This window comes from Streptomyces sp. NPDC111802 (genome assembly GCF_055634335.1).
In genome coordinates, this window is sequence record NZ_JBVKCZ010000023.1 from 42,089 (window position 1) to 62,433 (window position 20,345).

The 20,345-nt window shown below is 69.2% G+C and carries 16 protein-coding genes; 2 read left to right on the forward strand and 14 right to left on the reverse strand.

Annotation, left to right across the window (positions count from 1 at the left end; genetic code table 11):
• The first annotated feature begins 1 nt into the window (after nt 1).
• Nucleotides 2-1,222, forward strand: a complete 1,221-nt coding sequence (gene fahA, locus ACZ7NC_RS24800; protein ID WP_471491311.1) for a fumarylacetoacetase — start codon at nt 2-4, stop codon at nt 1,220-1,222.
• Nucleotides 1,223-1,481: 259 nt separating this feature from the next.
• Entirely contained in the window at nt 1,482-2,420 is a 939-nt protein-coding gene (locus ACZ7NC_RS24805) for a M56 family metallopeptidase (RefSeq protein ID WP_471491312.1), read from the forward strand.
• Nucleotides 2,421-2,487: 67 nt separating this feature from the next.
• Here ACZ7NC_RS24805 and recQ read toward each other — a convergent pair whose 3' ends face one another.
• The 14 genes from recQ to ACZ7NC_RS24875 all read right to left on the reverse strand — a co-directional run bounded on the left by recQ (nt 2,488) and on the right by ACZ7NC_RS24875 (nt 20,336).
• Nucleotides 2,488-4,494, reverse strand: coding sequence for a DNA helicase RecQ (recQ, locus tag ACZ7NC_RS24810; RefSeq protein ID WP_471491491.1), 2,007 nt, complete (start codon nt 4,492-4,494; stop codon nt 2,488-2,490).
• A 160-nt stretch (nt 4,495-4,654) separates the two neighbouring features.
• Complete coding sequence (nuoN, locus tag ACZ7NC_RS24815) at nt 4,655-6,304, reverse strand: NADH-quinone oxidoreductase subunit NuoN (RefSeq protein ID WP_471491314.1); 1,650 nt, start codon at nt 6,302-6,304, stop codon at nt 4,655-4,657.
• Nucleotides 6,301-7,872 (reverse strand): NADH-quinone oxidoreductase subunit M, encoded by a 1,572-nt coding sequence (locus ACZ7NC_RS24820; protein ID WP_471491315.1) that lies wholly within the window; start codon nt 7,870-7,872, stop codon nt 6,301-6,303. The genes nuoN and ACZ7NC_RS24820 overlap by 4 nt, the downstream gene beginning before the upstream one ends.
• 5 nt (nt 7,873-7,877) lie before the next feature.
• Nucleotides 7,878-9,842, reverse strand: a complete 1,965-nt coding sequence (gene nuoL, locus ACZ7NC_RS24825; protein WP_471491316.1) for an NADH-quinone oxidoreductase subunit L — start codon at nt 9,840-9,842, stop codon at nt 7,878-7,880.
• A gap of 13 nt (nt 9,843-9,855) precedes the next feature.
• On the reverse strand, nt 9,856-10,155 hold the full coding sequence (gene nuoK, locus ACZ7NC_RS24830; RefSeq protein WP_003998919.1) for an NADH-quinone oxidoreductase subunit NuoK: 300 nt from the start codon (nt 10,153-10,155) through the stop codon (nt 9,856-9,858).
• On the reverse strand, nt 10,152-10,994 hold the full coding sequence (locus tag ACZ7NC_RS24835; RefSeq protein WP_471491318.1) for an NADH-quinone oxidoreductase subunit J: 843 nt from the start codon (nt 10,992-10,994) through the stop codon (nt 10,152-10,154). The genes nuoK and ACZ7NC_RS24835 overlap by 4 nt, the downstream gene beginning before the upstream one ends.
• Nucleotides 10,991-11,632 (reverse strand): NADH-quinone oxidoreductase subunit NuoI, encoded by a 642-nt coding sequence (nuoI, locus tag ACZ7NC_RS24840; protein WP_471491320.1) that lies wholly within the window; start codon nt 11,630-11,632, stop codon nt 10,991-10,993. Before nuoI ends, ACZ7NC_RS24835 begins: the two co-directional genes overlap by 4 nt.
• On the reverse strand, nt 11,625-12,989 hold the full coding sequence (gene nuoH, locus ACZ7NC_RS24845; protein ID WP_471491321.1) for an NADH-quinone oxidoreductase subunit NuoH: 1,365 nt from the start codon (nt 12,987-12,989) through the stop codon (nt 11,625-11,627). Before nuoH ends, nuoI begins: the two co-directional genes overlap by 8 nt.
• The gene (locus ACZ7NC_RS24850) at nt 12,986-15,490 is read right to left on the reverse strand and encodes an NADH-quinone oxidoreductase subunit G (protein WP_471491323.1); all 2,505 of its coding nucleotides are present in this window, start codon (nt 15,488-15,490) and stop codon (nt 12,986-12,988) included. Before ACZ7NC_RS24850 ends, nuoH begins: the two co-directional genes overlap by 4 nt.
• On the reverse strand, nt 15,487-16,836 hold the full coding sequence (gene nuoF / locus ACZ7NC_RS24855; protein ID WP_471491324.1) for an NADH-quinone oxidoreductase subunit NuoF: 1,350 nt from the start codon (nt 16,834-16,836) through the stop codon (nt 15,487-15,489). Before nuoF ends, ACZ7NC_RS24850 begins: the two co-directional genes overlap by 4 nt.
• On the reverse strand, nt 16,836-17,708 hold the full coding sequence (gene nuoE / locus ACZ7NC_RS24860; RefSeq protein ID WP_471491326.1) for an NADH-quinone oxidoreductase subunit NuoE: 873 nt from the start codon (nt 17,706-17,708) through the stop codon (nt 16,836-16,838). The genes nuoF and nuoE overlap by 1 nt, the downstream gene beginning before the upstream one ends.
• A complete protein-coding gene (locus ACZ7NC_RS24865; protein ID WP_471491327.1) occupies nt 17,705-19,027 on the reverse strand; it encodes an NADH-quinone oxidoreductase subunit D in 1,323 nt (440 codons plus the stop codon). The genes nuoE and ACZ7NC_RS24865 overlap by 4 nt, the downstream gene beginning before the upstream one ends.
• The gene (locus ACZ7NC_RS24870; RefSeq protein WP_471491329.1) at nt 19,024-19,785 is read right to left on the reverse strand and encodes an NADH-quinone oxidoreductase subunit C; all 762 of its coding nucleotides are present in this window, start codon (nt 19,783-19,785) and stop codon (nt 19,024-19,026) included. The genes ACZ7NC_RS24865 and ACZ7NC_RS24870 overlap by 4 nt, the downstream gene beginning before the upstream one ends.
• Nucleotides 19,782-20,336, reverse strand: a complete 555-nt coding sequence (locus tag ACZ7NC_RS24875; RefSeq protein ID WP_018528252.1) for a NuoB/complex I 20 kDa subunit family protein — start codon at nt 20,334-20,336, stop codon at nt 19,782-19,784. The genes ACZ7NC_RS24870 and ACZ7NC_RS24875 overlap by 4 nt, the downstream gene beginning before the upstream one ends.
• Nucleotides 20,337-20,345: the final 9 nt, after the last annotated feature.

Below are 20,345 nucleotides of genomic sequence, written 5' to 3' on the forward strand. Positions count from 1 at the left end.
CATGCCCCCCTTCGATCTCCCCGAGGGCGACCCCTTCGGCACGCACAACCTTCCGTACGGCGTCTTCTCCCTTCCCGGCTCGGACTCCGCGCGACGGGTCGGCGTCCGGCTCGGCGACCACGTCCTCGACGCGGGCAGGGCGGCCTACGCACTCGGCTCGCCGTACGCCCCGCTGCTCGCGCAGGACTCCCTGAACCCCCTGCTCGCCGCGGGCCGCACCACCTGGTCCGACGTCCGGCGCGCACTGACGGCCTGGGTGACGGTGCCCGCACACCAGGAGGCCATCCGAGACCTCCTGCACCCCCTGTCCTCGGTGACCCTGCACCTCCCCTTCGAGGTCGCGGACTACGTCGACTTCTACGCCTCCGAGAACCACGCCCGGAACGTCGGCCAGATCTTCCGCCCCGACGCCGCGGACTCCCTGACCCCCAACTGGAAGCACCTGCCCATCGGTTACCACGGCCGCTCCGGCACGGTGGTCGTGTCCGGCACGGATGTCGTACGGCCGTCGGGCCAGCGCAAGGCCCCCACCGACCCCGCGCCCGTCTTCGGTCCGTCGGTCCGCCTCGACATCGAGGCCGAGGTCGGCTTCGTGGTCGGGACGCCGTCGCGGATGGGCGAGCCGGTGGCGCTCGGCGACTTCCGGGAGCACGTCTTCGGCCTGTGCCTGCTCAACGACTGGTCGGCACGTGACATCCAGGCCTGGGAGTACGTCCCCCTCGGCCCCTTCCTCGGCAAGTCCTTCACCACGTCGGTGTCGGCGTGGATCACCCCGCTGGACGCCCTGGAGGAGGCGCGCGTGGCACCGCCGCAGCGCACGCACCCCCTGCTGCCGTACCTGGACGACTCCGGCTCCGAGGCCGAACCCGGCGGCTACGACCTGCGTATCTCGGTGGCCGTCAACGGCCACGTGATCTCCGAACCCCCCTTCTCCACCATGTACTGGACCGCCGCCCAGCAACTCGCCCACATGACCGTGAACGGCGCCTCGCTGCGCACCGGCGACCTGTACGGCTCCGGCACGGTCAGCGGCCCGACGGAGCGCGAGCGCGGCTCGCTGCTGGAGCTGACGTGGAACGGCCGGGATCCTCTCGAACTCCCCGACGGCAAGCGGACGTTCCTGGAGGACGGCGATGTGGTGACGCTGTCCGCCTGGGCGCCGGGGCCCGGTGGGGTTCGGGTGGGGCTCGGGGAGGTCACGGGGCGGATCGCGGCGGGGTGACGCCGGGATCCGGTCCAACTCACCGGATCCGCGCGGTGGTTCACGGTCACGGAACCGGCTCCGGGCGGGTGTGAGAGCAGCCGTGGGGCTGACCCGGGCAGTGCATTCGGCGAGTCTTTCCTCCTGACTCCGTCGACGGTCACCGTCATACTGGCTGGCGGTGGGAAGCGAGCCGCGAACGGCCTTCGCGCCCCACCGCACCGCAGCCACCGCACCGTCCCGCACCGTCCCGTCCCGTCCAGGATCCGGAGACCTTGGCATGACCGTCTGCATGCTCCTGCTGAGCATCGTCGCCCTGACGGCCGCCGTACCCGTCCCCCAGGCGCTGACCCGGGCCGCCTGGACCGAACGGGAACCCGTGGTCTCGCTCTGGGTGTGGCAGTGCCTGGTCGCCACCGTCCTGCTGTGCTGCCTTACGGCCCTTTCCCTGGGTACCGCCGCCGTCTTCGGCACCGTGCGCGCCCAGCTCTTCGCCCCGGCGCCGCCGTCGGTCACGGAGGCGTACGACCTCTCGGCCACGCCCGTCTGGGCAGCCGCCCTCACCCTGCTGCTGGCCTGCGGTGCCGCCTGGACGACCGCGATGCTGGCCCGCGAGCTCGTCGAGGCGCGCCGGCGCCGCGGCCAGGCCAGGGCCCACCTGCGCGAACGCGCCCCCGACCTGCCGGCGGGGCTGGGCGCGGCGCGCGGCCCGCTCCTGGTGCTGGAGGACGAGTACCCGGACGCCTGGTGGATGCCCGGCAGCCCGGCCCAGCTCATCGTCACCACGGGCGCCCTGCACCGTCTGACCGACCACCAGCTCGACGCCGTCCTCACCCATGAACGTGGCCATGCCCGCGCCCGCCACGACTGGCTGCTGCACCTGTCCACCGCGCTTGCCACCGGATTCCCCCGCATCCCGTTGTTCGCCCACTTCTGCGACCAGACCCACCGCCTCGTCGAACTCGCCGCCGACGACACGGCGTCCCGCCGCTGCGGTCACCTGACGACGGCGCTGGCCCTGATCGAGCTCAACCAGCACCGAGGCGTCCTGTCCTGCGCCTCCACCCACCGTCTCCTGGGCGAACGCGTCAACCGCCTCCTAGAGCCCCCGCCACGCCTGGGGCGCCGACGCCGAGCGCTCACGACGACACTGGCCGCGCTGGTTCCCCTGCTCCCGCTGCTGATCACCTTCGCACCGGGACTGACAGCATTGGCGTGACCGTCGCACCGGGACTCCAGGCCCCGGCCCCGTTTCGCCCCTGAACGACGCCCCTAGAACGACGCCCCTAGGCCCAGTCCTCCGGCTCAGGCTCCGCCTCGGCCCAGTCGTCCACCCCGTGATCGGGTCCGGGATCCGCTTCGGACGCCGCCCCCGCACCGGATTCCCCGCGCACCGAGGCCAGCACCCCGATCACGCCTTCCCCGTATGTGGCCAGCTTCTTCTCCCCGACCCCGCCGACGCTCCCGAGCTCCCGCACGGACGTGGGCCACACGGTCACGATCTCCCGCAGCGTCGCGTCGTGGAAGATCACATACGCCGGGACTCCCTGCTCCCGAGCCTGCTCGGCACGCCAGGCCCGCAGCGCCTCGAAGGCCGGCACCAGCTGCTCCGGCAGCTCGGCCACCGCGGCCTTCGCCTTGCGCTCTCCGCGCCCGGACCCCGAGGAACCCGACCCCGACCGCGAGGTCGCCGGCTTCTTCGGCTCCTTCCGCAGCGGCACCTCCCGCTCCCGCCGCAACACCGACCCGCTGGCCTCCGTGAGCACGAGAGTCCCGTACTCCCCCTCGACCGCGAGCAGCCCCTGCGCCAGCAACTGCCGGACGACGCCCCGCCATTCGCCCTCGTCCAGCTCCTGGCCGATGCCGAAAACGGACAGCTGGTCATGGTCGAACTGGATCACCTTGCCGGTGCGCTTGCCCAGCAGGATGTCGACGATCTGCACCGCGCCGAACTTCTGCCCGCGCTCCCGCTGCAGCCGCACCACCGTCGACAGCGCCTTCTGCGCGGCGATCGTGCCGTCCCAGGTCTCCGGCGGCGTCAGGCAGGTGTCACAGTTGCCGCAGCCCACCGGGTCGGGGTCCTGACCGAAGTAGGCGAGCAGCTGGCCGCGGCGGCACTGGGCCGTCTCGCACAGCGCCAGCATCGCGTCCAGGTGCGAGGCCGCCCGGCGCCGGAACGCCTCGTCGCCCTCGCCCGACTGGATCAGCTTGCGCTGCTGTATGACGTCGTTGAGGCCGTAGGCCATCCAGGCCGTGGAGGGCAGGCCGTCACGGCCGGCGCGGCCCGTCTCCTGGTAGTAGCCCTCGACCGACTTGGGTAGGTCGAGGTGGGCGACGAACCGCACGTCCGGCTTGTCGATGCCCATCCCGAAGGCGATGGTCGCCACCACGACCAGCCCCTCCTCACGCAGGAACCGGGACTGGTGCGCCGCGCGCGTGCCCGCGTCCAGGCCAGCGTGATAGGGCACTGCCTCGATGCCGTTGCGGGTCAGGAACTCGGCGGTGGCGTCGACGGACTTGCGCGACAGGCAGTACACGATGCCCGCGTCGCCGGCGTGCTCCTCCCGCAGGAAGCTCAGCAGCTGCTTCTTCGGGTCCGCCTTCGGCACGATCCGGTACTGGATGTTGGGCCGGTCGAAGCTCGCCACGAAGTGCCGGGCCGTCGGCATGTTCAGCCGCTGGGTGATCTCCTGGTGCGTCGCACGTGTGGCCGTCGCCGTCAGCGCGATCCGCGGGACGTCCGGCCAGCGCTCGCCGAGCAGCGACAGGGCCAGATAGTCGGGACGGAAGTCGTGGCCCCACTGCGACACACAGTGCGCCTCGTCGATCGCGAACACGGCGATCTTGCCGCGCGACAGGAGGTCCAGCGTCGAGTCGAGCCGCAGCCGCTCCGGGGCGAGATAGAGCAGGTCCAGCTCGCCCGCCAGGAACTCCGCCTCCACCACCCGCCGCTCGTCGAAGTCCTGCGTGGAGTTCATGAACCCGGCGCGCACGCCGAGCGCCCGAAGCGCGTCCACCTGGTCCTGCATCAGCGCGATGAGCGGCGAGACGACCACTCCTGTACCCGGTCTGACCAGGGACGGGATCTGGTAGCAGAGCGACTTCCCGCCACCGGTCGGCATGAGCACGACGGCATCGCCGCCGCCCACCACATGCTCGATGACCGCTTCCTGCTCGCCCCGGAATGCCTCGTACCCGAAGACCCGGTTCAGCGCGGCCAGCGCCTCATTGCCCGCCGGGCCTGTCGCCTCGGTCACCCCTGGCATCTCCCTGATCCCACCCGTCACACCCATCGCCGTGTCCCCCGTATGTCGTCCCTCGACCACTGCCTCCACGATAGGGGCCCGCACCGACAGCCCCGGAGTTATCCACAGGCTCGCGCCCCGCAACATCAGAGCGGCCCGGCTTCCCTCCGAGAGAAGCCGGGCCGCCGCCGTGCCGGGGAGCGCCGCGTCAGCGCACGAAGACTCCCGCGTCGCTCGCCAGATCCAGGAAGTACTGCGGCGCCACACCCAGCACCAGCGTGACCGCCACGCCCACCCCGATCGCCGTCATCGTCAGCGGCGACGGAACGGCGACCGTCGGCCCCTCCGGCTTCGGCTCGCTGAAGAACATCAGGACGATGACCCGGATGTAGAAGAACGCCGCGATCGCCGACGAGATCACACCGACCACGACCAGCGGACCCGCCCCGCCCTCCGCCGCCGCCTTGAACACGGCGAACTTACCGGCGAAGCCGGAGGTGAGCGGAATGCCGGCGAAGGCCAGCAGGAACACCGCGAAGACGGCCGCGACCAGCGGCGAACGGCGGCCCAGACCGGCCCACTTGGACAGATGCGTAGCCTCGCCGCCGGCGTCGCGCACCAGCGTCACCACCGCGAACGCCCCGATCGTCACGAACGAGTACGCGGCCAGGTAGAAGAGGACCGAGGACACCCCGTCCGGCGTCGTCGCGATGACACCCGCGAGGATGAATCCGGCGTGCGCGATCGACGAGTACGCCAGCAGCCGCTTGATGTCGGTCTGTGTGATCGCGACGATCGCACCGCCCAGCATGGTGACGATCGCCACGCCCCACATGACCGGCCGCCAGTCCCAGCGCAGGCCGGGCAGCACGACGTACAGGATGCGGAGCAGGGCACCGAATGCGGCCACCTTCGTCGCAGCGGCCATGAAGCCGGTCACCGGCGTCGGAGCACCCTGGTACACGTCCGGCGTCCACATGTGGAACGGGACCGCGCCCACCTTGAACAGCAGGCCCATGACGATCATCGCGGCGCCGACGAGCAGCAGCGCGTCGTTGCCCATGGTGTCCGCGAGAGCCGGACTGACCTCCGGCACCGTGCCGTCGACGACCTGCGCGATCGCCGCGTACGACACCGAGCCCGCGTACCCGTACAGCAGCGCGATGCCGAACAACGTGAACGCGGAGGCGAAGGCGCCCAGCAGGAAGTACTTGACCGCGGCCTCCTGCGACATCAGCCGCTTGCGGCGGGCCAGCGCGCACATCAGGTACAGCGGCAGCGAGAAGACTTCCAGGGCGATGAACAACGTCAGCAGATCGTTGGCCGACGGGAAGATCAGCATGCCCGCGACGGCGAACATCAGCAGCGGGAACACCTCGGTGGTGGTGAACCCGGCCTTCACCGCGGCCTTCTCGCTGTCGCTGCCCGGTACGGACGCGGCCTGAGCGGCGAACGAGTCGACCCGGTTGCCGTGCGCGGCCGGGTCGAGCCGCCGTTCGGCGAAGGTGAACAGGCCGACCAGGGCGGCCAGCAGGATCGTGCCCTGAAGGAACAGGGCCGGTCCGTCGACGGCGATCGCGCCCATCGCGGCGATGCCCGACTTGGTCGTGGCATACCCGTCGGCCGCCAGCGCCACGACCCCGGCGAAGGCCGCGACGAGTGCCACGGCGGCGACGAACACCTGCGCGTAGTAGCGCGCCTTGCGCGGCACGACCGCCTCGATCAGCACCCCGATGATCGCCGCGCCGACGACGATCAGCGTGGGCGACAGTTGTGCGTACTCGATCTTCGGCGTGTCGATCTTCGAGATCGGGTCGGCCGCGGTTGTCCACAGGCTGTGGACAGCTGATGCGCTCACTTGGCCGCCTCCACCTCGGGCTGGGGATCCTTCTTCTGTACGTCGGACATGGTCTGCTTGACCGCCGGGTTGACGATGTCCGTGACGGGCTTCGGGTAGACGCCCAGGAAGATCAGCAGTGCGACCAGCGGGGCGACGACCACGAGTTCGCGCACCCTGAGGTCGGGCATCGCGGACACCTCCGGCTTCACCGGGCCCGTCATCGTCCGCTGGTAGAGAACGAGGACGTAGAGCGCGGCGAGCACGATGCCGAAGGTGGCGATGATGCCGATCACCGGGTAGCGCGTGAACGTGCCGACCAGGACCAGGAACTCACTCACGAACGGTGCGAGGCCAGGCAGCGACAGGGTCGCCAGTCCGCCGATCAGGAAGGTGCCGGCGAGCACCGGGGCGACCTTCTGCACACCGCCGTAGTCGGCGATGAGCCGCGAGCCGCGCCGCGAGATCAGGAATCCGGCCACCAGCATCAACGCGGCCGTGGAGATGCCGTGGTTGACCATGTAGAGCGTCGCGCCGGACTGGCCCTGGCTGGTCATCGCGAAGATGCCCATGATGATGAAGCCGAAGTGCGAGATCGAGGCGTAGGCGATCAGGCGCTTCATGTCCCGCTGGCCGACGGCGAGCAGCGCCCCGTAGACGATGCTGATCAACGCCAGGACGAGGATCACCGGCGTCGCCCACTTGCTCGCCTCCGGGAAGAGCTGGAGGCAGAAGCGGAGCATCGCGAAGGTGCCCACCTTGTCGACCACCGCCGTGATGAGGACGGCGACCGGTGCGGTGGCCTCCCCCATCGCGTTGGGCAGCCAGGTGTGCAGCGGCCACAGCGGGGCCTTCACCGCGAAGGCGAAGAAGAAGCCGAGGAACAGCCAGCGTTCGGTGTTCGTCGCCATGTCGAGCGTGCCGTTGGCGCGTGCCTCGGCGATCTCCTGGAGGCTGAAGTTTCCGGCGACGACATAGAGGCCGATCACCGCGGCCAGCATGATCAGACCGCCGACCAGGTTGTAGAGCAGGAACTTCACGGCGGCGTACGACCGTTGCGTCGACGCCGCCTTCTCACCGTGCTCGTGGGCACGGTCCCCGAAGCCGCCGATGAGGAAGTACATCGGGATGAGCATGGCTTCGAAGAAGATGTAGAAGAGGAAGACGTCGGTGGCCTCGAAGGAGAGGATCACCATCGCCTCGACGGCCAGGATCAGGGCGAAGAAGCCCTGCGTCGGCCGCCAGCGCGTGCTTCCGGTCTCCAGCGGATCGGCGTCGTGCCAGCCCGCGAGGATGATGAACGGGATCAGCAGCGCCGTCAGCGCGATCAGCGCCACCGCGATGCCGTCCACACCGAGTTCGTAGCGGACCCCGAAATCCGCGATCCAGGAGTGGGACTCGGTGAGCTGGTATCGGTCACCGTCCGGGTCGAAGCGGACCAGGACGGTGATCGCGAGGCCCAGCGTGGCGAGCGAGACGAGCAGCGCCAGCCATTTGGCTACGGTGCGCTGCGCGGCCGGCACGGCGGCCGTGGCGATCGCCCCGATCGCCGGGAGCACCGCCGTGGCTGTCAGCAGAGGAAAGGACATCGGTATCAGACCGCCCTCATCAGCAGGGTCGCGGCGATGAGGATCGCCGCACCGCCGAACATCGAGACCGCGTACGACCGCGCGAAGCCGTTCTGCAGCCTGCGCATCCGTCCGGACAGGCCGCCCACCGAGGCCGCCGTGCCGTTGACGACGCCGTCGACCAGGGTGTGATCGACGTACACCAGGGAGCGCGTGAGGTGCTCGCCGCCGCGGACGAGGACGACGTGATTGAAGTCGTCCTGGTACAGGTCGCGGCGGGCAGCCCGGGTGAGCAGCGACCCGCGGGGGGCGACAGCCGGGACCGGGCGGCGGCCGTACTGGCCGTAGGCGATGGCGACGCCGATGACCATGCACGCGACGGTCGCGCCGGTGATCGCTCCCGCGCTGAGTGGCGCGTGACCGTGGTCGTGCCCGGTGATGGGGTCCAGCCAGTGCAGGAAGCGGTCGCCGATGCTGAAGAAGGCGCCACCGGCCACCGAACCGACAGCCAGGACGATCATCGGGATCGTCATGACCCTCGGCGACTCGTGCGGGTGCGGCTCCGCGTGCTCGCCGTGGGTCTCGGCGGCGGGCTCCACACTGGGCTCGGCCGGTGAGGCGGTCGCGGTGTGGCGCCAGCGCTCCTCGCCGAAGAAGGTCATCAGCATCACGCGCGTCATGTAGAAGGCCGTGATGGCCGCGCCCAGCAGCGCGCAGCCGCCGAGGATCCAGCCCTCGGTGCCGCCCTTGGCGAACGCCGCCTCGATGATCTTGTCCTTGGAGAAGAAGCCGGACAGACCCGGGAAGCCGATGATGGCGAGGTAGCCGAGGCCGAAGGTGACGAAGGTGATCGGCATGTACTTGCGCAGGCCGCCGTACTTGCGCATGTCGACCTCGTCGTTCATGCCGTGCATCACCGAGCCGGCGCCGAGGAACAGACCGGCCTTGAAGAAGCCGTGCGTCACCAGGTGCATGATCGCGAAGACGTAGCCGATGGGGCCGAGGCCCGCGGCGAGGACCATGTAGCCGATCTGCGACATGGTCGAGCCGGCCAGCGCCTTCTTGATGTCGTCCTTCGCGCAACCGACGATCGCACCGAAGAGGAGTGTGACGGCACCGACGATGGTGACGACCAGCTGTGCGTCGGGCGCCGCGTTGAAGATCGCTCCGGAGCGGACGATCAGATAGACGCCCGCGGTCACCATCGTCGCGGCGTGGATGAGGGCCGAGACCGGGGTCGGGCCCTCCATCGCGTCCCCGAGCCAGGACTGCAGCGGCACCTGGGCGGACTTGCCGCAGGCGGCGAGCAGCAGCATCAGTCCGATCGCGGTGAGCTTGCCCTCGCTCGCCTCACCGACCAGGCCGGGCTCCCCCTCGCCGCCGAGCAGCGGCCCGAAGGCGAAGGTGCCGAACCAGAAGAACATCAGCATGATCGCGATCGACAGACCCATGTCGCCGACGCGGTTGACCAGGAAGGCCTTCTTCGCGGCCGTGGCGGCGCTGGGCTTGTGCTGCCAGAAGCCGATGAGCAGGTAGGACGCGAGACCGACGCCTTCCCAGCCGACGTACAGCAGCAGGTAGTTGTCGGCGAGGACGAGCAGCAGCATCGCCGCGAGGAACAGGTTCAGATAGCCGAAGAAGCGGCGGCGCCGCTCGTCGTGCTCCATGTACCCGACCGAGTACAGGTGGATCAGCGAGCCGACGCCGGTGATCAGCAGCACGAACGTCATCGACAGCTGGTCCAGTCGGAAGGCGACGTCCGCCTGGAAGCCCTCGACCTGGATCCAGCTGAACAGGTGCTGTGTGAGCGTCCGCTGTTCGGCGGCCTTGCCCAGCAGGTCTGCGAAGAGGATCACGCCGAACACGAAGGACACGAAGGACAGGAGCGTGCCGATCCACTGGCCGGCGGCGTCCAGACGCCGGCCACCGCACAGCAGGAGGGCCGCTCCGAGCAAGGGCGCCGCGATCAGCAGCGCAATCAGGTTCTCCACGTTTTCCGACCCCTCAGAGCTTCATCAGGCTGGCGTCGTCGACCGAGGCCGAGTGGCGGGAACGGAACAGCGACACGATGATCGCGAGCCCGACGACGACCTCCGCGGCGGCGACGACCATCGTGAAGAAGGCGATGATCTGGCCGTCGAGATTGCCGTGCATCCGGGAGAACGCGACCAGCGTGAGGTTGCACGCGTTGAGCATCAGCTCGATGCACATGAAGACGACGATCGCGTTGCGCCTGATCAGCACGCCGGTGGCGCCGATCGTGAACAACAGAGCCGCGAGATAGAGGTAGTTGACCGGGTTCACTTCGACGCCTCCTCGGGCCGCTTGAAGGTCGACGGCTCGATCGCGGTCCGCTCCAGCCGCTCCTCCGCGCGCTGTTCCAGCGCCCGCAGGTCGTTGAGCGCCTCGGTGGACACATCACGGATCTGGCCGCGCTCGCGCAGCGTCTTGCTGACCGTGAGGTCGGACGGGCTGCCGTCGGGCAGCAGGCCCGCGATGTCCACGGCGTTGTGCCGGGCGTACACGCCGGGGGCCGGCAGCGGCGGGATGTGCTTGCCTTCCCGGATGCGCTCCTCGGACAGCTCGCGCTGTGTCTTGGCCCGCTCGGTGCGCTCACGGTGTGTGAGGACCATGGCGCCGATGGCGGCCGTGATCAGCAGGGCGCCGGTGATCTCGAAGGCGAAGACGTACTTGGTGAAGAGGAGGACGGCGATGCCCTCCACATTGCCGTTGGCGTTCGCCTGGGCGAGGCCGTTGAACTCCTGCAGGGAGGCATTGCCGATTCCCGCGATCAGCAGGATGCCGAACCCGAGCCCGCACAGAAGGGCCAGCCAGCGCTGGCCCTTGATGGTCTCCTTCAGTGAGTCCGCGGCCGTGACGCCGACGAGCATCACCACGAACAGGAACAGCATCATGATCGCGCCGGTGTAGACGACGATCTGCACGATTCCCAGGAAATAGGCGCCGTTGGCGAGGTAGAACACGGCCAGGATGATCATGGTCCCGGCCAGACAGAGCGCGCTGTGCACGGCCCTCTTCATGAAGACGGTGCCCAGGGCGCCGATGACGGCGACGGTGCCGAGGATCCAGAACTGGAAGGCCTCTCCGGTGGAGGTGGAGTAGGCGGCGAGCTGCGAGGTCATCGGTCGATCACCTTCCCCGACGCCGGTTCGTCCTCGCCGAAGGTCGAGGCGGACTCCTGCGGGACCTCGCCCTTGGAGAGCGCCACCTGCTGGGTCGTACCCGGCGCGGCCTCCGTCACCAGTCCCCGGTAGTAGTCCTGCTCGTCCGTCCCCGGGTAGATGGCATGGGGGCTGTCGACCATGCCGTCCTCGAGACCGGCGAGCAGCTGTTCCTTGGTGTAGATGAGGTTGGCGCGGCTGGAGTCCGCCAGCTCGAACTCGTTGGTCATCGTGAGCGCGCGCGTGGGGCACGCCTCGATGCACAGGCCGCACAGGATGCAGCGGGCGTAGTTGATCTGGTACACGCGCCCGTACCGCTCGCCCGGCGAGTAGCGCTCCTCGTCGGTGTTGTCGGCGCCCTCCACATAGATGGCGTCGGCGGGGCAGGCCCAGGCGCACAGCTCGCAGCCGACGCACTTCTCCAGGCCGTCCGGATGGCGGTTGAGCTGGTGCCGTCCGTGGAAGCGGGGAGCGGTGGTCTTCTGCTGCTCCGGGTACTGCTCGGTCAGCCGCTTCTTGAACATGGCCTTGAAGGTCACGCCGAAGCCTGCGACGGGGTTCATGAAACCGGGCTTGGTCTCCTTGGGCTCCTCAGCCATCGGACGCCTCCTTTCCATCCAGAGATCCGTCACTCTGAGTATCGGGCCCGCCACTGACAATCAGCTCCCGCTCGCGGTGCGAGCGGCGCCTCGGCACCGGAGGCAACTCCTGTCCCGGCAGCGGCGGCACGGGGAATCCGCCCGCCATCGCGTCGAACACGGCCGGTTCCTCGGCGGCCTTCTCGGCCCCCTTCGCCTTCTCGCGGAACATGTCGACGACGAAGGAGAGCAGGAGCAGCGCGAGGACACCGCCGCCGACGTAGAGGGCGATGTCGGCGAAGTCGTAGTTCTCGTTGCGCAGGGTCCGCACGGTCGCGACGAGCATCAGCCAGACGACGGAGACCGGGATGAGGACCTTCCAGCCGAGCTTCATCAGCTGGTCGTAGCGGACGCGAGGCAGGGTGCCGCGCAGCCAGATGAAGAAGAACAGCAGCAGCTGGACCTTGATCACGAACCAGAGCAGCGGCCACCAGCCGTGGTTCGCGCCCTCCCAGAAGGCGCTGACCGGATACGGGGCCCGCCAGCCGCCCAGGAAGAGCGTCGCCGACACGGCCGAGACCGTCACCATGTTCACGTACTCGGCGAGCATGAACATCGCGAACTTGATCGACGAGTACTCGGTGTTGAAGCCACCGACCAGGTCGCCCTCGGACTCCGGCATGTCGAACGGGGCCCGGTTGGTCTCACCGACCATCGTCACGATGTAGATCAGGAAGGACACCGGCAGCAGAACGATGTACCAGCGGTCCTGCTGCGCCTCGACGATCGCCGAGGTCGACATCGAGCCGGAGTAGAGGAACACCGAGGCGAAGGCGGCGCCCATCGCGATCTCGTAGGAGATCATCTGCGCGCACGAACGCAGGCCGCCGAGCAGCGGATACGTCGATCCGGAACTCCAACCCGCCAGCACGATGCCGTAGATGCCGACCGAGGCGACCGCGAGGATGTAGAGCATCGCGATCGGCAGGTCGGTGAGCTGCATCGTGGTGCGCTGGCCGAAGATCGAGATCTCGTTGCCGGCCGGGCCGAAGGGGATCACCGCGATCGCCATGAAGGCCGGGATGGCCGCGACGATCGGTGCGAGGACGTAGACGACCTTGTCCGCGCGTTTGACGATGACGTCTTCCTTCAGCATCAGCTTGATGCCGTCGGCGAGCGACTGGAGCATGCCCCAGGGGCCGTGCCGGTTGGGCCCGATGCGCAGCTGCATCCAGGCGACGACCTTGCGTTCCCAGACGATGGAGAACAGTACGGTCACCATCAGGAAGGCGAAGCAGAACACCGCCTTGATGACGACCAGCCACCAGGGGTCGCGGCCGAACATCGAGAGGTCTTCAGCGGCGAGGAAAGGGCTCATGCCTCCACCTCCTCGGGGGCCTCGGACGCGAGCGTCGCCGGGCCGATACGGACGAGTGAGCCGGGCAGCGCCCCGGCGTCGGAGGCAACGCCGCCGCCCACGGAGTTCAGCGGAAGCCACACCACCCGGTCGGGCATCTGTGTGATCCGGAGTGGCAGTTCGACGACTCCGGCGGGTCCGGTGACGGCGAGCAGGTCGCCGTCCTTCACACCGACCTCGGCGGCCGTGGCGGCCGACACGCGCGCGTGGGCTGCGTGCCGGGTCCCGGCGAGCGCCTCGTCGCCCTGCTGGAGCAGGCCCTGGTCGAGCAGCAGGCGGTGCCCGGCGAGGACGGCCTCACCGACGGCCGGTCGCGGCAACTGGGCCGCGATCTCCAGGGGTTCGGTAGCCCGCTGTCCGTCCCACGATCCGAGCCGGTCGATCTCCGCGCGCGTGGTGCGCAGATCCGGCAGGCCCAGGTGTACGTCCATGGCGTCGGCCAGCATCTGCAGCACGCGCGCGTCGGTCGGAGCCAGTCGGCGGATCATCTGGTCGGGCTTGAGCGCGGCCTCGAAGAAGCGCACCCTGCCCTCCCAGTTGAGGAAGGTGCCGGCCTTCTCGGCGACCGCGGCGACCGGCAGCACGACATCGGCGAACTCGGTCACCTCGCCTGGCCGCAGTTCCAGCGACACCACGAAGCCGACCTCGCCGAGCGCCTCACGCGCGCGTGCCGGGTCGGGCAGGTCGACGACCTCGACGCCCGCGACCAGCAGGGCCTGGAGTTCGCCGGTCGCGGCGGCCTCGACGATCTGGCCGGTGTCACGGCCGTAGCGCAGGGGCAGATCGGCCAGGCCCCAGACGGCGGCGACCTCCTCACGCGCGCGTGGGTCGGTCGCGGGACGTCCGCCCGGCAGCAGCGACGGCAGCGCGCCCATCTCCACGGCGGCCCGCTCCCCCGCCCGGCGCGGGACCCACACCAGTTCGGCGCCGGTCGCGGTAGCGGCCCGCGCGGCGGCGGTGAGTCCGCCCGCGACCGAGGCCAGCCGCTCGCCTACGACGATCACCGCGCCCTCGGTGCGCAGCGCCTCGGACGCCTGCGCGCCGGCCTCGTCCAGGCCGACCCCGCCGGCCAGCGCGTCCAGCCATTCGGTCTCGGTGCCGGGAGCGGCGGGCAGCAGGGTGCCGCCGGCCTTCTCGAGGCCGCGTGTCTGGTGCGTGGCGAGCGAGAAGACCTTCTGGCCGTGCTTACGCCAGGCCTTGCGCAGCCGCAGGAAGATGCCGGGCGCCTCCTCCTCGGCCTCGAAACCGGCCAGCAGGACGGCCGGTGCCTTCTCCAGGGTGGCGTACGTGGCACCCGTACCGTCCAGGTCACGGCCGTGACCGGCGACCCGCGCGGCGAGGAAGTCGGCCTCCTCGGCGCTGTGCACGCGCGCGCGGAAGTCGATGTCGTTGGTGTCGAGCGCCACGCGCGCGAACTTGCTGTACGCGTAGGCGTCCTCGACGGTGAGCCGGCCGCCGGTCAGTACTCCGGTGCGGCCGCGTGAGGCGAGCAGTCCCTGGGCCGCGATCTGCAGCGCCTCGGGCCAGGAGGCGGGTTCGAGGTCACCCTCGGCGTTGCGCACGAGCGGCGACTGGAGCCGGTCGCGCTGCTGGGCGTACCGGAAGGCGAACCGGCCCTTGTCGCAGATCCACTCCTCGTTGACCTCGGGGTCGTTGGCGGCGAGGCGCCGCATGACCTTGCCGCGACGGTGGTCGGTGCGTGTGGCGCAGCCGCCGGAGCAGTGCTCGCACACCGACGGCGAGGAGACGAGGTCGAAGGGACGGGAGCGGAACCGGTACGCCGCCGAGGTGAGCGCGCCGACCGGGCAGATCTGGATGGTGTTGCCGGAGAAGTACGACTCGAAGGGGTCACCCTCACCGGTGCCGACCTGCTGGAGCGCGCCCCGCTCCAGCAGCTCGATCATCGGGTCGCCGGCGACCTGGTTGGAGAACCGGGTGCAGCGGGCGCACAGCACGCAGCGCTCACGGTCGAGCAGCACCTGCGTGGAGATCGGTACGGGCTTCTCGAACGTGCGCTTCTTGCCCTCGAAGCGCGACTCGGCCTGCCCGTGCGACATGGCCTGGTTCTGCAGGGGGCACTCGCCGCCCTTGTCGCAGACCGGGCAGTCCAGCGGGTGGTTGATGAGGAGCAGCTCCATCACACCGTGCTGGGCCTTCTCGGCGACCGGCGAGGTGAGGTGCGTCTTCACGACCATGCCGTCCGTGCAGGTGATCGTGCAGGACGCCATCGGCTTGCGCTGGCCCTCGACCTCGACGATGCACTGGCGGCAGGCGCCGGCCGGGTCGAGGAGGGGGTGGTCGCAGAAGCGGGGGATCTCGATGCCGAGTTGCTCGGCGGCCCGGATGACCAGGGTGCCCTTCGGCACACTGATCTCGACGCCGTCGATCGTCAGCGTCACGAGGTCTTCTGGCGGGACCGCCGCCTCTCCCCCTCCGGAGGGAGCGCTGGTGGTCACAGTCATGCGTTCACCTCCGTGCGGTGGTCGGCCCAGGCCGTCGACTTGGCCGGGTCGAAGGGGCAGCCGCGGCCCGTGATGTGCTGCTCGTACTCCTCGCGGAAGTACTTCAGCGAGGAGAAGATCGGCGAGGCGGCACCGTCGCCGAGGGCGCAGAAGGACTTGCCGTTGATGTTGTCGGCGATGCCGTTCAGCTTGTCGAGGTCGCTCATCACGCCCTTGCCGGCCTCGATGTCACGCAGCAACTGCACCAGCCAGTACGTGCCTTCGCGGCAGGGCGTGCACTTGCCGCAGGACTCGTGGGCGTAGAACTCGGTCCAGCGGGTGACGGCGCGGACCACGCAGGTCGTCTCGTCGAAGCACTGCAGCGCTTTCGTGCCGAGCATGGAACCCGCGGCGCCCACTCCTTCGTAATCAAGAGGGACGTCGAGGTGCTCGTCGGTGAACATCGGCGTCGAGGAGCCGCCCGGCGTCCAGAACTTGAGGCGATGGCCGGGGCGCATCCCGCCGCTCATTTCGAGGAGCTGGCGGAGCGTGATGCCGAGCGGGGCCTCGTACTGGCCGGGGCTGGCGACATGGCCGCTGAGCGAGTAGAGCGTGAAGCCCGGGGACTTCTCGCTGCCCATCGACCGGAACCACTCCTTGCCCCGATTCAGAATCGCGGGAACCGAAGCGATCGACTCGACGTTGTTCACAACAGTCGGGCAGGCGTAGAGACCTGCCACCGCAGGGAAGGGGGGACGAAGCCGCGGTTGCCCACGGCGGCCTTCGAGCGAGTCGAGCAGTGCGGTCTCCTCACCGCAGATGTACGCGCCGGCGCCGGCGTGCACGGTGAGTTCGAGGTCGAGTCCGCTGCCCAGGATGTTCTCGCCGAGGAAGCCGGCCGCGTAGGCCTCGCGCACGGCCTCGTGCAACCGTCGCAGAACGGGGACGACTTCACCACGCAGATAGATGAAGGCATGCGAAGACCTGATGGCATAACACGCGATGACAATGCCCTCGATGAGGCTATGCGGGTTCGCGAACAGGAGCGGGATGTCCTTGCACGTCCCGGGCTCCGACTCGTCGGCGTTGACAACTAGATAGTGCGGTTTTCCATCACCCTGGGGAATGAACTGCCATTTCATTCCCGTCGGGAATCCCGCGCCGCCGCGCCCGCGCAGACCGGAGTCCTTGACGTACGCGATCAGGTCGTCCGGCGACATGGCGAACGCCTTGCGAAGTCCCTCGTATCCCTCGTGCCTTCGGTAGACGTCCAGCGTCCAGGACCTGTCCTCGTCCCAGAAGGCCGACAGCACGGGTGCGAGCAGCTTCTCGGGGCTGTTTTCCTTCAGCTCGGGTGCCAACGTCATCACTCCCCCTCCTCGGCGACAGGCCCTGCCGGGTGGGCTGGGTCGGATGCCGACGTCTCATGCGGCGCGTCGTGCGAACTGAGGTGTTCGGTCGGCGACGGCTCGTGCACCGTCCTGTCCTGCGGCTCGTCGTGCGGGCCGCCATCGCGCGGATGGACCACGCGCGCGGGTGCGGTCTCTCCCCTGGCCAGGCGGAGGCCCACCAGCGACGCCGGTCCCGCACCGCCGCTCTCCTCGACGGCCCCGGGCCGCTCGTCGGGGAAACCGGCCAGGATCCGCGCGGTCTCCTTGAAGGTGCACAGCCGGGCCCCTCGCGTGGGCTCGACGGGCCGGCCCTCGCGCAGGTCGTCGACGAGGCGCTTGGCGCTGGCCGGGGTCTGGTTGTCGAAGAACTCCCAGTTGACCATCACGACCGGCGCGAAGTCGCAGGCCGCGTTGCACTCGATGTGCTCCAGGGTGACCTTGCCGTCGCCCGTGGTCTCGCCGTTGCCGACGCCCAGGTGCTCCTGGAGCTCCTCGAAGATCGCGTCGCCCCCCATCACCGCACACAGGGTGTTGGTGCAGACGCCCACCTGGTAGTCACCGCTCGGCTTGCGCCGGTACATGGTGTAGAAGGTGGCGACCGCGGTGACCTCGGCCGTGGTCAGCTCCAGTACGTCCGCGCAGAACTGCATCCCGGTGCGCGTGACATGGCCCTCCTCCGACTGCACCAGGTGCAGCAACGGCAGGAGGGCGGAGCGGGAGTCCGGGTAGCGGGCGATGATCTCGCGCGCGTCGGTCTCCAGCCGGGCTCGGACGTCGTCCGGGTAGCCGGGCGCGGGCAGTTCGGGCATGCCCAGGCTGACGCCCCGCTCGGAAGAAGAGGTGGTCACCGGTCGACGCCTCCCATCACGGGGTCGATGGACGCGACGGCGACGATGACGTCGGCGACCTGGCCGCCTTCGCACATCGCCGCCATGGCCTGCAGATTGGTGAAGGACGGGTCGCGGAAGTGGACCCGGAAGGGGCGGGTGCCGCCGTCGGACACGGCGTGCACTCCGAGTTCGCCCTTGGGCGACTCGACGGCCGCGTACGCCTGTCCCGGCGGTACGCGGAAGCCCTCGGTGACCAGCTTGAAGTGGTGGATCAGGGCCTCCATGGAGGTGCCCATGATCTTCTTGATGTGGTCGAGGGAGTTGCCGAGCCCGTCAGGTCCCAGGGCGAGCTGGGCGGGCCAGGCGATCTTCTTGTCGGCGACCATGACCGGGCCGGGCTGCAGCCGGTCCAGGCACTGCTCGACGATCCCGAGCGACTGGCGCATCTCTTCCAGGCGGATCAGGAAGCGCCCGTAGGAGTCGCAGGTGTCGGCGGTCGGGATCTCGAAGTCATAGGTCTCGTAGTCGCAGTACGGCTGCGTCTTGCGCAGGTCGTGCGGGAGACCGGTGGAGCGCAGGATCGGGCCCGTCGCGCCGAGCGCCATGCAGCCGGCCAGGTCGAGATAGCCGACATCCTGCATGCGGGCCTTGAAGATGGGGTTCCCGGTGGCGAGCTTGTCGTACTCGGGGAGGTTCTTCTTCATCTTCTTGACGAACTCGCGGATCTGGTCCACCGCGCCGGGCGGCAGGTCCTGGGCGAGTCCGCCGGGCCGGATGTACGCGTGGTTCATGCGCAGGCCCGTGATGAGCTCGTAGATGTCGAGAATCATTTCACGATCACGGAATCCGTAGATCATGATTGTGGTGGCGCCGAGCTCCATGCCGCCGGTGGCGATGCACACCAGGTGGGAGGAGAGCCGGTTCAGCTCCATCAGGAGCACCCGGATGATCTTGGCGCGCTCGGTGATCTGGTCCTCGATGCCGAGGAGCTTCTCGACGGCGAGACAGTAGGCGGTCTCGTTGAAGAAGGACGTCAGGTAGTCCATGCGCGTCACGAACGTGGTGCCCTGCGTCCAGGTCCGGTACTCGAGGTTCTTCTCGATGCCGGTGTGGAGATAGCCGATGCCGCAGCGGGCCTCGGTCACCGTCTCGCCCTCGATCTCCAGGATCAGGCGCAGCACCCCGTGGGTGGAGGGGTGCTGGGGGCCCATGTTGACGACGATGCGCTCGTCGTCGGCGCGGGCCGCGGACTCGACGACCTCGTCCCAGTCGCCACCGGTGACCGTATATACGGTGCCCTCGGTGGTTTCGCGGGCGGATGCTGACTGCGTGCTCACGAGTACGACCTCCGCTGGTCCGGAGCCGGGATCTGGGCGCCCTTGTACTCGACGGGGATGCCGCCGAGGGGGTAGTCCTTGCGCTGCGGGTGGCCCTGCCAGTCGTCCGGCATCATGATCCGCGTCAGGGCCGGGTGACCGTCGAAGACGATGCCGAAGAAGTCGTAGGTCTCGCGCTCGTGCCAGTCGTTCGTCGGATAGACCGAAACCAGCGACGGGATGTGCGGGTCGCTGTCGGGGGCGCTGACTTCGAGGCGGATCAGCCGGTTGTGGGTGATCGAGCGCAGGTGGTAGACGGCGTGCAGCTCTCGGCCCTTGTCGCTCGGGTAGTGGACGCCGCTGACCCCGGTGCACAGTTCGAAGCGCAGGGCCGGGTCGTCGCGCAGGGTGCGGGCGACGCGGACCAGGTGCTCGCGTTCGATGTGGAAGGTGAGTTCGTCGCGGTCGACGACCGCCCTCTCGATGGCGTTCTCGGGCAGCAGGCCCTGTTCCTCCAGCGCGCCCTCGAGTTCGTCGGCGACCTCGTCGAACCAGCCTCCGTAGGGGCGGCTCGCCGGTCCCGGGAGCCGGACCGAGCGGACGAGGCCGCCGTAGCCGGAGGTGTCGCCGCCGCTGTTGGCGCCGAACATGCCGCGCTGGACGCGGATCTCCTCGCCGCCCTGGCCGCGCTGGCCGGGGAGGTTGGAAGCGGAGAGGTCCTTCTCGGGGTTGACCCCGTTCGACCCGTTCGCCCCGTTGGTACCGTTCGCGTCGCTCACCGCAGCAGCCCCTTCATCTCGATCGTGGGCAGGGCCTTGAGCGCCGCTTCCTCCGCTTCCCGGGCCGCCTCCTCGGCGTTCACGCCGAGCTTGGAGGACTGGATCTTCTGGTGCAGCTTGAGGATGGCGTCCATCAGCATCTCGGGCCGTGGCGGGCAGCCCGGGAGATAGATGTCGACCGGGACGATGTGGTCGACGCCCTGGACGATCGCGTAGTTGTTGAACATGCCGCCCGAGGAGGCGCAGACCCCCATGGAGATCACCCACTTGGGGTTCGGCATCTGGTCGTAGACCTGCCTGAGCACCGGCGCCATCTTCTGGCTGACCCGGCCGGCGACGATCATCAGGTCGGCCTGGCGCGGGGATCCGCGGAAGACCTCCATGCCGAAGCGCGCCAAGTCGTAGCGGCCGGCGCCGGTGGTCATCATCTCGATGGCACAGCAGGCGAGGCCGAAGGTCGCCGGGAAGACGGACGACTTGCGCACCCAGCCCGCGGCCTGCTCGACGGTGGTCAGCAGAAATCCGCTCGGCAGCTTTTCTTCGAGTCCCATGAGTTAAAG